Source organism: Bradyrhizobium sp. BRP56 (assembly GCF_020194035.1).
GTDB classification, from domain to species: domain Bacteria; phylum Pseudomonadota; class Alphaproteobacteria; order Rhizobiales; family Xanthobacteraceae; genus Bradyrhizobium; species Bradyrhizobium australafricanum.
The window spans coordinates 18,740-31,364 of sequence record NZ_JADYVV010000069.1 but is presented as its reverse complement, the minus strand read 5'-3'; the positions used below and the strand labels follow the sequence as shown (position 1 = coordinate 31,364).

The window sequence follows — 12,625 nt, the reverse complement described above, 5'->3', positions numbered from 1 at the left end:
AACGCCGGCGAAGCCTCGCCGGTCGGCCTACTCATCGGGAGATGAAACCATGTCGAAGCGTATTGCCTATCTCGCCGCCGCCACCTTCAGCGCGCTTGCGATCACCGCCACTGTCGTGGCGCCGGTCCGTGCCGAGGAAAAGACCGTGATGGTCGGCGGCGCCGCGATGTTCCCGTCGAAGAACATCGTGCAGAACGCCGTCAATTCGAAGGATCACACCACGCTCGTCGCCGCGGTGAAGGCCGCGGGCCTGGTCGGCACGCTGGAAGGCAAGGGCCCGTTCACGGTGTTCGCGCCGACCAATGCCGCGTTCGGCAAGCTGCCGGCCGGAACCGTCGACACCCTCGTCAAGCCCGAGAACAAGGCGACTCTGACCAAGATCCTCACCTACCATGTGGTGCCGGGCAAGCTCGAGGCCTCCGATCTCACCGACGGCAAGAAGCTGAAGACCGCCGAAGGCGAGGAGCTGACCGTCAAGAAGCAGGACGGCAAGGTCTGGATCGTCGATGCCAAGGGCGGCACGTCGATGGTGACGATTTCCAACGTCAACCAGTCGAACGGCGTCATCCATGTGGTCGATACCGTGCTGATGCCGGCGACGTAACACCTGACGGCCTGCTTTAGTCCCTCAAAGGACCCGCGACATAGCGAGCCGGCGCCTCGCCCCGGCTCGCATTTTTGTGACCATATGAAGCAGCCTATATCAAACTGATGATGCGCGACCCCGTAACGGACCGCCGGTTCCGGGCGTATAACCCGGTAACGACCACGAGCAGAGATATCCCATGACGAGCCTTGCCGTCAGCGACCACCAGGCAGAGACCGCGGCGCCCGCGAAGGCGATCCAGCCGGTCTGGGTGCGCATGGTGCACTGGATCAACGCCTTCGCGATGATCCTGATGATCATGTCCGGCTGGCAAATCTACAACGCCTCGCCGCTGTTTGGCTTCACTTTCTCGCGGAGCATCACGCTCGGCGGCTGGCTCGGCGGTGCGCTGCTCTGGCATTTCGCCGCGATGTGGCTGTTGATGGTCAACGGCCTGGTCTATCTGGCGCTGGGTTTCGCCACCGGCCGCTTCCGCAAGAAGCTGCTGCCGATCACCCCCGGCGGCGTGATTGCCGACACCAAGGCGGCGCTGACCTTCAAGCTGTCGCATGACGATCTCAGCAAATACAATTCGGTGCAGAAACTGCTCTATGCCGGCATCATCGTGGTCGGCGTCGTCATCGTGCTGTCCGGCCTGTCGATGTGGAAGCCGGTGCAGCTGCACTGGCTGGTGTCGCTGTTCGGCGGCTACGATTTCGCCCGCTACGTTCACTTCACCTGCATGGCGCTGATCGTCGCCTTCCTGGTGATCCATGTCGCGCTCGCCCTGCTGGTGCCGAAGAGCCTGCGCGCCATGATCATCGGACGCTGAGGGAGGTAGTCATGGGTCGTCTCCGCAAGCTCCTGATTCCCGGTGTCGACAAGAAGCTGCTCGTGCGCGATGCGGTGAAGACGATGCCGGAGCTGACGCGCCGCCGCTTCATCACGGCGGGCACCAGCCTCGGCGCGCTGACGTTATTGACCGGCTGCGACGTGGTCGATTCGTCGTCGGCCGAGGAAATGCTGAAGCAGGTCTCGAAGTTCAACGATGCGGTGCAGGCCTGGATGTTCAATCCGGATGCGCTGGCGCCGACCTTCCCCGAGAGCATGATCACCAAGCCGTTCCCGTTCAACGCCTATTACGATCTCGACGACGCGCCTGAGATTGCGGCAGCGGACTGGAAGCTCGAGGTGCGCGGGCTGGTCGACAACAAGAAATCGTGGACGCTCGACGAATTGTACAAGCTGCCGCAGGTCAAGCAGGTGACGCGGCATATCTGCGTCGAAGGCTGGAGCGCGATCGGCAGCTGGACCGGTACGCCCTTGCGCGATTTCCTCAAGCTGGTCGGCGCCGACACGCGTGCCAAATATGTCTGGTTCCAGTGCGCCGACAAGGACGGCTACAACTCGCCGCTCGACATGCGCTCGGCGCTGCATCCGCAGACCCAGATGACGTTCAAATTCGCCGACGAGATCCTGCCGCGCGCCTACGGTTTCCCGATGAAGATCCGGGTGCCGACCAAGCTCGGCTTCAAGAACCCGAAATACGTGCTCTCGATGGAAGTCACCAACGACTACAAGGGCGGCTACTGGGAAGACCAGGGCTACAATTCGTTCAGCGGGAGCTGACTCGCTGTCGTCCCGGCGAAAGCCGGGACCCATACTCCGCGGCTGAGGGAATAGGCAGGCCGGGAGACGCTCCCCTCCATCGCAACCGCTTGTGGTTATGGGTCCCGGCCTTCGCCGGGACGACGCCGGGAGGGGACCTTCCTTTGAAAGGCCGACAGCAGCGCGCCGAGCGCGAGCATCGCGGCCGAGACGTTCAACGCAAATGACAGGCTGCCGACCGCGTCGGTGATGGCGCCGACCACGATCGGTCCGAGCGTCTGGCCGATGCCGAAGGCGATGGTCATCGCCGCGATTGCGGTCGGCCAGGATTGCGGCGGGTAGTTGAAACGCACGAAGGCGGTGGTCGAGCCGACCACGGCGAAGAAGGCGACGCCGAACACCAGCGCCGAGATCGCCAGCAGCAGCGGCGAATGCCCGAAGATCGGCAGGCTGGCGCCGAGCGCGTTGACGCCGAGGATGATGGTGGTGGCGAGCCCGCCGCGGTCGAGCGCCAGCACGTGCCCCCAGACCCAGGGCGTCACGAATGCGCTGACGCCGATCAGGCTCCAGAACGCGCTCTGTGCAGCCGCGCCGCCGCCGCCGTCGCGGACATAGGCGATCATGAAGGTCATGTAGGCGATGTAGCCGGCACCGAACAGGAAATAGGCGGCGAGGTAGATCAGGACCGGCATGACAGCGAATTGGGTCCGCACGATGCCGCCGGCGGCGGCATTGGCGTGGAGCGGCGCCAGCATCAGCGGCACGGTCATGATCGCGGAAAGCAGCGTCATCGCCCACCACACGATCCACCACGAGCCGGCGCCGAAGCCCTGCAGCACGAAGGGCGCGATCAATCCGGATGCCAAGATGCCGACGCCCGGCCCGGCATAGAACAGGCTGAGCAGGAAGTTCGCGCGTTCGGGTCGCGATTGCGCGATGGTTGCCGCAAGCGCGCCGCCGCCGACAAAGCCGATCGCGGCGGCGAAGCCGACCAGCAGGCGGGCAAAGCTCAGCACCACGAAATTGCCCGAGAGGGCGCAAAGCGCCAGCGACAGCGCGCAGGCCAGCGTCGACCAGCGCACCGACGCGGCAAGTCCGAAGCGTTCAATCAGGCGTGAGGCGAGCAGTGCGCCGACCAGATAGCCGGCGGCATTGATCGTGTTCATGAAGCCGGCTGCCGAATAGGACCAGGCCAGCGAGTCGCGCATGTCGGGCAGCACCAGCGAATAGGCAAACCGGCCGATGCCGAGACCGACCGTCGGTGCGAGCGACAGAATAAGGATCAGCCGCGCGGGATGCGGGTAGGACGGGGCGGGGGCTCTCACAATTCACTCCGGCAATGCGGCCATTGTGACAGGCCGCGGCGGCGCTGCCCAGCGCCGATGCCCGCAACACTGTCTTGCGTATCAGGCAATCAGGACCAGCGCGACGCCGATCACGGTCAGCAGGGTTCCGCCGACGATCCGCGCGGTGATCTCGACATGCTTGAGCACCACCGCGCTCATCGCCACGGTGACCAGCGGGTAGATCGCGGCGAGCGGCGCCACCAGCGTGATCGGGCCGTTGCGGACCGCGGCGAACAGGCTGAGCGCGCTGAGCCCGTTGCTGATCCCGGTCAGCGCGAACCAGAACCGGCCCTCGCGCGGCGCCTGCACCATGAAGCTGCCCTTGCGGACCCGTTGCACGGTCAGCACCACCAGCGAGGACATGACGTAGCCGACCAGGCAGGCCCATAGCGGGCTCGGCCAGATCGCAAGGCCGAGCTTGGCGATCGGCGGCACGATGCCCGCACCAGCGCGCTGGTAAGCGGCAGCAGCAGGGCCCAGCTGCGCCAATGGCCGAGGTCGTGCGGCCTCGTCACGGTGATGATGGCGGCGCCCGCGACCGCGACGACGAGGCCGATGAGCTGCTGCGGCAGCAAGGGCTCGTGCAGCAGCACCACGGCGGCGGTGACCGCAAACAGCGGTGCCAGATTGCCGAGCGTCGAGGTGATGACCGGTCCCAGCGCCCGGTTTGACGCAAAGGTCAGGAGCGTCAGCGAGGCCGGGAAGAACAGCCCGATCGCCATGAAGATCGGCAGCGCACGCCAGACCACCGGCTCGCCATGCAGGATCAGCGGCGACAGCACCAGGAACAGCAGGGTGAAAGTGGGCACGCTGATCGCGGCGCCCGACAGCGGCTCGACGGTGCGCAGGCCAAGCTGCGCCAGCACCACCCCGGCGCCGAGGAAAATGGCCGAGGCGAAGGCGTAGACGATGGCTGCGGTCATGAGGTCCGTCTTGTTGGCTTCTGAAGGCGCGGGTTGCCCGTTGGGACCATTCTGGGCCGATCCAGGGTGCCTTGCCAATCCGGCTCCGGCGTTTTAGCACTCCGGCCGGATTTCCCCCCGCTCGTCATGCCCGGGCTCGACCCGGGCATCCATCCATCTTCAAAGGCCTTTCGAAGCGGGATGGATTGCCGGGTCATCTGTGCGAGGACGCGCTTCGCGCTCTTGCCCGGCAACGACAACAACGATTAGCTCGAGGTAACACCATGGCGACCCATAAACTGCTGCTTCTCCCCGGCGACGGCATCGGCCCCGAAGTGATGGCCGAGGTGCAGCGCCTGATCGACTGGCTGAATGCGCAGGGCATCGCGAAGTTCGAGACCGAGCAGGGCCTGGTCGGCGGTTCCGCCTATGACGCCCACAAGGTGTCGATCTCCGAGGGCGACATGGCCAAGGCGACGGCGGCGGACGCCGTGATCTTCGGCGCGGTCGGCGGCCCGAAGTGGGACAGCGTGCCCTATGAGGTGCGTCCCGAGGCCGGCCTGCTGCGGCTGCGCAAGGATCTCGGCCTGTTCGCCAATCTGCGCCCGGCGGTGTGCTACCCGGCGCTCGCCGAGGCCTCGAGCCTGAAGCGCGACGTGGTCGAGGGGCTCGACATCATGATCGTCCGCGAGCTCACCGGCGGCGTCTATTTCGGCGAACCGAAGACCATCACCGATCTCGGCAACGGCCAGAAGCGCGCGGTCGACACCCAGGTCTACGACACCTACGAGATCGAGCGCATCGGCCGCGTCGCCTTCGACCTGGCGCGCAAGCGCCGCAACAAGGTGACGTCGATGGAGAAGCGCAATGTCATGAAGTCGGGCGTGCTCTGGAACGAGGTCATGACCCAGGTCCATGCGCGCGAATACAAGGACGTCACGCTCGAGCACCAGCTCGCCGATTCCGGCGGTATGAACCTCGTCAAGGCGCCGAAGCAGTTCGACGTCATCGTGACCGACAATCTGTTCGGCGACATGCTGTCGGACATCGCGGCGATGCTGACCGGCTCGCTCGGCATGCTGCCGTCGGCCTCGCTCGGCGAAGTCGATTCGAAGACGAAGAAGCGGCGCTCGCTGTTCGAGCCGGTGCACGGCTCGGCGCCCGATATCGCAGGCCGAGGCCTCGCCAATCCGATCGCGATGATCTCGTCGTTCGGCATGGCGCTGCGCTATTCCTTCGACATGGGCGAACTCGCCGACAAGGTCGATGCCGCGATCGCGGCCGTGCTCGCCAGCGGCCTGCGCACCGCCGACATCAAGTCGGAAGGCACCACGCCGGCCAGCACGAGCCAGATGGGCGAGGCGATCCTGAAGGAATTGCAGAAGCTGCACGCGTAACGGCTCGCGGCAACGACAATGCGGCAACGAACAATGGTGTCGTCCCGGCGAAGGCCGGGACCCATACGCCGCGGCTTCTCAATCTGAAGCGACTGGCAGACGAGCTCATAACCAACAGCAGTGGTTATGGGTCCCGGCCTTCGCCGGGACGACGCAGGACGTTGAACATCAGTAAGCTGGGCAAAGCGAAAGCGCGCCCACCCTACACTTTGATCCAAATAAAAATGCCCGGCCGAAGCCGGGCATTTTCGTATCGGCTGCTCGCCGAAATTCTCAATACAGCGGGAAATTCCGCGGATAGCCACCGAGATCGGCCGGCGGGCTGAGCGGCTGACGATCGATCGGGCGATTGTTGTTCTCGCGTGCGAACGTGGGGTAGCCGATCTCCGGCGGATACGCGTAGTCGTTAAACTTGCGGTCGCCCGGCAGCACTTCGGTGCCGGCGTCGAGCCACGAGCGCGTGGTGACGTAAACGCGGGTGCGCGGACCCTGCTGATAGACGCGGTTCGGACCCTGCGCACCGTAATAGCGGCGGCCGTCGCGGTCATACTGCTCCTGCTGCTTGCGCTTGGCCGGGCTCTGCGCGCTGGCCGCGGTCATGCCGAACGCGGTTGCGGTGACGGCAGCCGCGGCAAGCAACACCACGAGCTTGTTCGCGGCAGGGAATTTCAAGGTCATCGCATCCTCGTCATTACGGCCCCGTTGGGGGCTGGCGCGTCCGCCAAAATCACTCGGAACACATTGTAGCCATGGTGGGGAGGCCGTCACTAGGTCAATTGCGCCACACCGGCCGAGATAATGCGTGTCCAAGCGCAAAAGTTTCATGAAAACCAGTGCCTTGCCACGGTCTCGCCATCAAAGGGCGCCGCGCAGGCGCGGGTTCTCGCTGCCCATGACCCAGTCGGCCGACAGGGCCGGCGCGCCGGAGGTAACGCAGTCGGTGCGCTTGAGCTTGGCATGCGCGAACAGATCGGCGAGCCGCGGATCGTTGCCCGCGGCCAGCAGAGTCAGGCGGTTCAGCATGCAGACGATCGCGGCGCGCCGGGCCGGCAGACTGGTGCCCTGGCAGGTCCAGCCGGAGATCCGGAGGTCAGGCGCGTCGGCCTGCTTGAGGAAGCCGAGGCAGGCGCGGTCGCCGTCCTGCCGCGCCGGGCGCAGCAAGGTGACGCCGCCGAACTTGCTGTCGACGATGCCGGCCGCCTCGAGCTCGCGGACGCCGCTCGGCTCGAGCCGCCCGGCAATCTCGGTGACCGCAGGGCCCATGGCCTCGCCGCCGGGGCGGTAGATTTCCAGCTCGGCGACCGGTGCACCGTTGGCATCAGCCCAGCGGAAGACGTCCTTGCGGCCACCCTCGGGGTGCCGGAAGATTTCATAAGTCTCTGTTTTTTCTCGCAGATCGAGCCGGCTCACGGCAAACGCCGGCGCCGGGCGGCCGGGGCTCCAGCTCGCGGCGGCAGGAGCCGCCATCGCCGTTGCGTCGGGCAGCTGCTTCCATAGATAGTTGCCGAGGACGACGAACAGCGCGAGCACGGCGACATAGGCGAACAGCCGGGAGAGCGTGGCGTACACCTCGTCGACGAAGCTCGTCAGCGCTGACGGATTTCTCGTATGATGGGGCGCGGCCGGAACGGCCCGAAATAAACGCATCAAAACGCTCAAAAGCTACGCAACGTTGTCTTGACGGGGTTTCTCGCATAGAAGCGCTGCCTCTTCCCTTTCCGCAGCTGGCGGGGGAACGGGCATTTTTCGTCGGAGAGTGAACGATGGGTTACAAAGTCGCGGTGGTCGGAGCGACCGGCAATGTCGGGCGCGAAATGCTCAACATTCTCGACGAGCGCAAATTCCCCGCCGACGAGGTCGTCGTGCTGGCCTCGCGCCGCAGCGTCGGCATCGAGGTCTCCTATGGCGACCGTACGCTGAAGGTGAAGGCGCTCGAGCACTATGACTTCTCCGACATCGACATCTGCCTGATGTCGGCCGGCGGCTCGGTCTCCAAGGAATGGTCGCCCAAGATCGGCGCCGCCGGCGCGGTCGTGATCGACAACTCCTCGGCCTGGCGCATGGACCCTGACGTGCCGCTGATCGTGCCGGAGGTCAACGCGGATGCGGCCGCCGGCTTCACCAAGAAGAACATCATCGCCAACCCGAACTGCTCGACGGCGCAGCTCGTGGTCGCGCTGAAGCCGCTGCACGACAAGGCGACGATCACGCGCGTCGTGGTCTCGACCTATCAATCGGTGTCGGGCGCCGGCAAGGACGCGATGGACGAATTGTTCTCGCAGACCAAGGCCGTCTACACCAATGACGAGCTGGTCAATAAGAAGTTTCCGAAGCGCATCGCCTTCAACATCATTCCGCAGATCGACGTCTTCATGGAAGACGGCTTCACCAAGGAAGAGTGGAAGATGATGGTGGAGACCAAGAAGATCCTTGATCCCAAGATCAAGCTGACCGCGACCTGCGTGCGCGTGCCGGTGTTCGTCAGCCACTCCGAAGCCGTCAACGTCGAGTTCGCCAATCCGATCACGGCGGACGAGGCGCGCAACATCCTGCGCAATGCGCCGGGCTGCCTCGTGATCGACAAGCACGAGCCGGGCGGCTACGTCACGCCCTATGAGGCCGCCGGCGAGGACGCGACCTATATCAGCCGCATCCGCGAGGACGCCACGGTGGAGAACGGCCTGTCGTTCTGGTGCGTGTCGGACAATCTGCGCAAGGGCGCGGCGCTGAATGCCGTGCAGATCGCCGAGGTCCTGATCAACCGCAAGCTGATCGCCCCGAAGCAGAAGGCGGCCTAGCAGCGGAAATCGGGAAGCGCGTGCCATGGCCGAAGCGGAAGAACCGGCGACCTACCGGCCCAATCCGACGCTGAAGCGCGTCGAAAGAAGCTTCGAAAGCCTGCTCTTCAACAGCCGCTGGCTGATGGCGCCGTTCTATTTCGGCCTCGTCATCAGCCTCGCGGCATTGCTGCTCAAGTTCTGCATGGAGCTGTGGCACTTCATCCTGCATGTGCCGGATGCCAAGGAATCCGACATCATCCTCGGCGTGCTCGCCCTGATCGACATCTCGCTGACCGGCAATCTGATCCTGATCGTGGTGTTTTCCGGTTACGAGAATTTCGTCTCGAAGATCGATCCGGAAGGGCACCCGGATTGGCCGGACTGGATGACCAAGGTCGATTTCGGCGGCCTGAAGCAAAAGCTGCTGGCGTCGATCGTCGCGATCTCGGCGATTCAGGTGCTGAAGGCGTTCATGAACCTCGATACCGCGTTCGACCCCAGCAAGCTCGCCTGGCTGGTCGGCGTGCACCTGGTATTCGTGGTGTCGTCCTTCATGCTCGCGATCTCCGACCGCTGGGGCAGCGGCCATCACGGCAACGAGTAGATTACTGGTCTGATTTCAGCTCGTCGCGGACGCTGATGAATTCCTTCGCGACCCGGTCGAGCACGAACAGCGAGCCCTCGGCGACGCCGAAATAGGCGCCGTGCAGCTGCATCTCGCCGCTCTCCACACGCTCGCGCACGAACGGGAAGGTCATCAGGTTTTCCAGCGAGCGGAACACCGCGGCCTTCTCGATGCGGACGACGAAGTCCTGCATCGTCTCATGCTCGCGTTGTTCGACGACCTCGCCGGGCTTGATGAACATCTGCATCCATTTGCCGATGAAGTCGCCGGGCGTGAGCGGCTTGATCTTGTCGACGAAGGCGCGGATGCCGCCGCACTGCGCGTGGCCCAGCACCACGATATTCTTCACCTTCAAAACGGTCACGGCATATTCCAGCGCGGCCGAGACGCCGTGGGCGTTGCTGTCGGGCTGATAGACCGGAACCAAATTGGCGATGTTGCGGACCACGAACAACTCGCCGGGGCCGGCGTCGAAGATCACCTCCGGCGAGACGCGGGAGTCGCAGCAGCCGATCACCATGGTCTCGGGAAACTGGCCGCGCTCCGACAGGTCCCGGTAGCGCGACTGCTCGGTCGGCAGCCGCTGGGTCGCGAACGTCCGGTAGCCGTCGATCAATTGCTTCGGAAAGAATTTCATGGCCTCTGGCTAACCACATGCGGGTAACGGGAACAAGACTTTCGGCGTGCGGCCTGAGATGATACGGCAGCGTTGAAGAACGGTTCCCGCCCGATGTCCAAACAATGGACACCGGCGGAGCCCGAGCCCCCCAGGAGAATGTCGATGACCCGTCCGCGCCGCAGCCTGTTGTTCATGCCGGGATCGAATGCACGTGCGCTGGAAAAGGCCCGGACGCTGCCGGCGGACGGCATTATCCTCGACCTTGAGGATTCGGTCGCCCCCGACGCCAAGGCCACAGCCCGCGAGCAGATCGCCACGGCGGTCGCGGCCAAGGGCTTTGGCAAGCGCGAGGTGCTGATCCGCATCAACGCGCTCGACACGCCCTGGTGGGTCGACGACATCGGCATGGCCGGCAAGGCGCAGCCGGACGGGATCCTGGTTCCCAAGATCTCGACCGTCGACGATCTCAACGCCGTCGCCGATCGCCTTAGCGACATCAGTGCGCCGGCCTCGATCCGGGTCTGGGCGATGATCGAGACCGCGCGCGCGGTGCTCGACGCCGACAAGCTGGCCGCGGCATCGAAGGATTCCGAAACCCGGCTCGCCGGCTTCGTGTTCGGGCCGAACGACATTGCGCGCGAAACCCGGATCCGGATGAAGCCGGGCCGCGCGGCGATGATCCCGATGATCACGCATTGCATCCTGGCGACCGCGCGCACGGGCTCGAGATCCTCGACGGGCCCTACAGCGACATCAGTAATGTCGACGGCTTCGCCGAGGAATGCGCGCAGGGCCGGGATCTCGGCTTCGACGGCAAGACGCTGATCCATCCGAGCCACATCGATGCCTGCAACGCGATCTTCACGCCGCCCGAGGCCGAGGTCGCCGAGGCGCGCAAGATCATCGCCGCCTTCGAGAAACCGGAGAACGCCTCGCGCGGCGCGATCCAGCTCGACGGCCGCATGGTCGAGCGCCTGCACGCCGAGATGGCCAGGCGCACGATCGCGATCGCCGATGCGATCGCCGCGATGGGGCATTAGCCCAGCGAAGCGTCTTCCTTCTCCCCCTGTGGGAGAAGGTGGCGCGAAGCGCCGGATGAGGGGTTGTCTCCGCTTCCGAGATTCTCCCGTGGGGAGAGAACCCCTCACCCGGCTTCGCTTCGCGAAGCCACCCTCTCCCACAAGGGGAGAGGGTGCAGCGGTGTTTGCGTTACGCTCCAAACCTCTCCGCCGCCCACGCGTAGAGGCTGCCCGGGATCGGCGCCTCCTTGCCGCGTCCTTTCGGCGAGATGTGCAGGCCGATGATTCCGGGATCGTTCAGGTAGCGCGAAAAATCCGACGGCTCGAAGAACAGCTTCGGCTCGGCATGCACGGCGTAGAATGATCGCTTCGGCAGCGCGTGCTGCAATTCGCCTGCGCGGCGCGCCAGCGCGGTGAGCGCCGCCGGGCCGTAGATCGCGACACGGATGTCGGCGAGGCGGTTGGATTTGCCGCGCAGCCGGCGCATCGCAAAGGTCAGGCGGTGGCGCAGCGCCAGCCAGTCCGGGATCAACTCGTCCTGCTGCATCAGCGCCTCGAAGGCGCGCACGATCGGATCGTCGGGCGGCAGATACAGCACGGAGTTGCCGAGCTGCCGCGGCCGCTCCCAGGCAAAATAGGGCTTGGCCGGATCGAGCTCGACGCCCTTCAGCAGCAGCACGTCGGCGTCGAGCCAGAGGCCGGCGCGCCGCGCCATCAGCCGCATGCGGAAGAAGTCGCTGAACTGCAGCATGGTCCAGTCGCGCCACGAGCCGTCGGGCTCCGCCGGGCGCAGCTTCTCCGCGAACGAATGCGGCAGCACGGCTTCGGCCTCGGCATTGCCGATACCGTCGGGCAGGCCGGGAATCGGATCGAAGCTGTAGACGGTGACCTTGTGCCCCGCCGCCGCCTGCGAGCGCAGGCAGGTCTGGCGCAGCGCGTCCATCGAGCCGTGCCAGAAGGTGACGATGTCAGGCAGCATGCGCGTCAGCTATCAGCGGGTTTGCGGCGAGCGAATTCGGCAAAGAAAAGCCCCGGCGCCTGACGGCACCGGGGCACGATGATGGGCTGAGCCTCAAGCCCAGGCGCGTTCCTTGAGCTTGGTCTCGTAGCTGTCGATCGACGATTTCTTTTCCATCGTCAGGCCGATGTCGTCGAGGCCGTTGATCAGGCAGTGCTTGCGGAACGGGTCGATCTCGAACTTGACCTTGCCGCCGTCGGGACCGCGGATCTCCTGGTTGGGGAGGTCGATGGTCAGCGTCGCGTTGGCGCCGCGCTCGGCGTCGTCGAACAGCTTGTCGAGGTCCTCCTGCGACACGCGGATCGGCAGGATGCCGTTCTTGAAGCAGTTGTTGTAGAAGATGTCGCCAAACGAGGTCGAGATCACGCAGCGGATGCCGAAGTCGAGCAGTGCCCAGGGCGCGTGCTCGCGGCTCGAGCCGCAGCCGAAATTGTCGCCGGCGACCAGCACCTTCGCGTTGCGATAGGCGGGCTGGTTGAGGACGAAATCCGGGTTCTCGCTGCCGTCATCCTTGTAGCGCTGCTCGGAGAAAAGCCCCTTGCCAAGGCCGGTGCGCTTGATGGTCTTGAGGTACTGCTTCGGAATGATCATGTCGGTGTCGACATTGATGATCTTCAGCGGCGCCGCGACGCCTTCCAGCGTGGTGAACTTGTCCATCGGTGCTCTTCCCGGGCAAAAAATAGCGGATATCGGCCGGATGTTTATCGCGAATGTGACAGCGGTAA

General features: G+C 64.9%; 14 protein-coding genes and 1 pseudogene. 7 read left to right on the top strand and 8 right to left on the bottom strand.

All coding sequences use genetic code 11. The features are described 5' to 3' along the window. Positions 1–49 precede the first annotated feature (49 nt). The 3 genes from I6F38_RS34745 to I6F38_RS34735 all read left to right on the top strand — a co-directional run bounded on the left by I6F38_RS34745 (position 50) and on the right by I6F38_RS34735 (position 2,215). Positions 50–604, top strand: a complete 555-nt coding sequence (locus I6F38_RS34745) for a fasciclin domain-containing protein (protein WP_225163597.1) — start codon at positions 50–52, stop codon at positions 602–604. 181 nt (positions 605–785) lie between these two features. Beyond that, on the top strand, positions 786–1,418 hold the full coding sequence (locus tag I6F38_RS34740; RefSeq protein WP_225163596.1) for a cytochrome b/b6 domain-containing protein: 633 nt from the start codon (positions 786–788) through the stop codon (positions 1,416–1,418). Between the two features lie 11 nt (positions 1,419–1,429). Further along, positions 1,430–2,215 (top strand): molybdopterin-binding protein, encoded by a 786-nt coding sequence (locus tag I6F38_RS34735; protein WP_225163595.1) that lies wholly within the window; start codon positions 1,430–1,432, stop codon positions 2,213–2,215. A gap of 95 nt (positions 2,216–2,310) precedes the next feature. Here the strand turns inward: I6F38_RS34735 and I6F38_RS34730 are convergent, their stop codons facing one another. From I6F38_RS34730 to I6F38_RS43815, 3 genes are all read right to left on the bottom strand, one after another. Continuing rightward, positions 2,311–3,519 carry a YbfB/YjiJ family MFS transporter gene (locus I6F38_RS34730; protein WP_225163594.1) on the bottom strand — a complete coding sequence of 403 codons (1,209 nt, stop codon included), beginning with the start codon at positions 3,517–3,519 and terminating at the stop codon, positions 2,311–2,313. 81 nt (positions 3,520–3,600) lie between these two features. After that, positions 3,601–3,975 (bottom strand): EamA family transporter, encoded by a 375-nt coding sequence (locus I6F38_RS34725; protein ID WP_225163593.1) that lies wholly within the window; start codon positions 3,973–3,975, stop codon positions 3,601–3,603. After that, positions 3,882–4,463, bottom strand: coding sequence for a DMT family transporter (locus I6F38_RS43815; RefSeq protein ID WP_225163592.1), 582 nt, complete (start codon positions 4,461–4,463; stop codon positions 3,882–3,884). Before I6F38_RS43815 ends, I6F38_RS34725 begins: the two co-directional genes overlap by 94 nt. 263 nt (positions 4,464–4,726) lie before the next feature. On the opposite strand from I6F38_RS43815, the gene leuB reads away from it, so the two are divergent. Then, the gene (leuB, locus tag I6F38_RS34715) at positions 4,727–5,839 is read left to right on the top strand and encodes a 3-isopropylmalate dehydrogenase (protein WP_092086966.1); all 1,113 of its coding nucleotides are present in this window, start codon (positions 4,727–4,729) and stop codon (positions 5,837–5,839) included. Positions 5,840–6,112: 273 nt separating this feature from the next. Here leuB and I6F38_RS34710 read toward each other — a convergent pair whose 3' ends face one another. Next, complete coding sequence (locus I6F38_RS34710) at positions 6,113–6,517, bottom strand: hypothetical protein (RefSeq protein WP_028337879.1); 405 nt, start codon at positions 6,515–6,517, stop codon at positions 6,113–6,115. 177 nt (positions 6,518–6,694) lie between these two features. Further along, a complete protein-coding gene (locus tag I6F38_RS34705) occupies positions 6,695–7,486 on the bottom strand; it encodes a hypothetical protein (RefSeq protein WP_225163591.1) in 792 nt (263 codons plus the stop codon). Between the two features lie 116 nt (positions 7,487–7,602). On the opposite strand from I6F38_RS34705, the gene I6F38_RS34700 reads away from it, so the two are divergent. Both I6F38_RS34700 and I6F38_RS34695 read left to right on the top strand, forming a co-directional pair. Then, the gene (locus I6F38_RS34700) at positions 7,603–8,637 is read left to right on the top strand and encodes an aspartate-semialdehyde dehydrogenase (RefSeq protein WP_225163590.1); all 1,035 of its coding nucleotides are present in this window, start codon (positions 7,603–7,605) and stop codon (positions 8,635–8,637) included. A gap of 25 nt (positions 8,638–8,662) precedes the next feature. Further along, a complete protein-coding gene (locus I6F38_RS34695; RefSeq protein ID WP_225163589.1) occupies positions 8,663–9,223 on the top strand; it encodes a TIGR00645 family protein in 561 nt (186 codons plus the stop codon). 1 nt (position 9,224) lies between these two features. On the opposite strand, the gene I6F38_RS34690 is transcribed toward I6F38_RS34695, so the two are convergent. After that, entirely contained in the window at positions 9,225–9,881 is a 657-nt protein-coding gene (locus I6F38_RS34690; protein ID WP_225163588.1) for a carbonic anhydrase, read from the bottom strand. A gap of 144 nt (positions 9,882–10,025) precedes the next feature. Between I6F38_RS34690 and I6F38_RS34685 the strand changes: the two are divergent. Next, a pseudogene (locus I6F38_RS34685) lies at positions 10,026–10,903 on the top strand (CoA ester lyase). Between the two features lie 169 nt (positions 10,904–11,072). Here the strand turns inward: I6F38_RS34685 and I6F38_RS34680 are convergent. Continuing rightward, positions 11,073–11,861, bottom strand: coding sequence for a hypothetical protein (locus tag I6F38_RS34680; protein WP_057020955.1), 789 nt, complete (start codon positions 11,859–11,861; stop codon positions 11,073–11,075). A 93-nt stretch (positions 11,862–11,954) separates the two neighbouring features. After that, positions 11,955–12,557 (bottom strand): 3-isopropylmalate dehydratase small subunit, encoded by a 603-nt coding sequence (gene leuD, locus I6F38_RS34675; protein ID WP_057020954.1) that lies wholly within the window; start codon positions 12,555–12,557, stop codon positions 11,955–11,957. Positions 12,558–12,625: the final 68 nt, after the last annotated feature.

Bases quoted from the DNA above. Each gene is read 5' to 3' on its own strand.
- I6F38_RS34745 (WP_225163597.1), top strand. From the start codon at position 50: ATGTCGAAGCGTATTGCCTATCTCGCCGCCGCCACCTTCAGCGCGCTT.
- I6F38_RS34740 (WP_225163596.1), top strand. From the start codon at position 786: ATGACGAGCCTTGCCGTCAGCGACCACCAGGCAGAGACCGCGGCGCCC.
- I6F38_RS34735 (WP_225163595.1), top strand. From the start codon at position 1,430: ATGGGTCGTCTCCGCAAGCTCCTGATTCCCGGTGTCGACAAGAAGCTG.
- I6F38_RS43815 (WP_225163592.1), bottom strand. From the start codon at position 4,463: ATGACCGCAGCCATCGTCTACGCCTTCGCCTCGGCCATTTTCCTCGGC.
- leuB (WP_092086966.1), top strand. From the start codon at position 4,727: ATGGCGACCCATAAACTGCTGCTTCTCCCCGGCGACGGCATCGGCCCC.
- I6F38_RS34710 (WP_028337879.1), bottom strand. From the start codon at position 6,517: ATGACCTTGAAATTCCCTGCCGCGAACAAGCTCGTGGTGTTGCTTGCC.
- I6F38_RS34705 (WP_225163591.1), bottom strand. From the start codon at position 7,486: ATGCGTTTATTTCGGGCCGTTCCGGCCGCGCCCCATCATACGAGAAAT.
- I6F38_RS34700 (WP_225163590.1), top strand. From the start codon at position 7,603: ATGGGTTACAAAGTCGCGGTGGTCGGAGCGACCGGCAATGTCGGGCGC.
- I6F38_RS34695 (WP_225163589.1), top strand. From the start codon at position 8,663: ATGGCCGAAGCGGAAGAACCGGCGACCTACCGGCCCAATCCGACGCTG.
- I6F38_RS34690 (WP_225163588.1), bottom strand. From the start codon at position 9,881: ATGAAATTCTTTCCGAAGCAATTGATCGACGGCTACCGGACGTTCGCG.
- I6F38_RS34680 (WP_057020955.1), bottom strand. From the start codon at position 11,861: ATGCTGCCTGACATCGTCACCTTCTGGCACGGCTCGATGGACGCGCTG.
- leuD (WP_057020954.1), bottom strand. From the start codon at position 12,557: ATGGACAAGTTCACCACGCTGGAAGGCGTCGCGGCGCCGCTGAAGATC.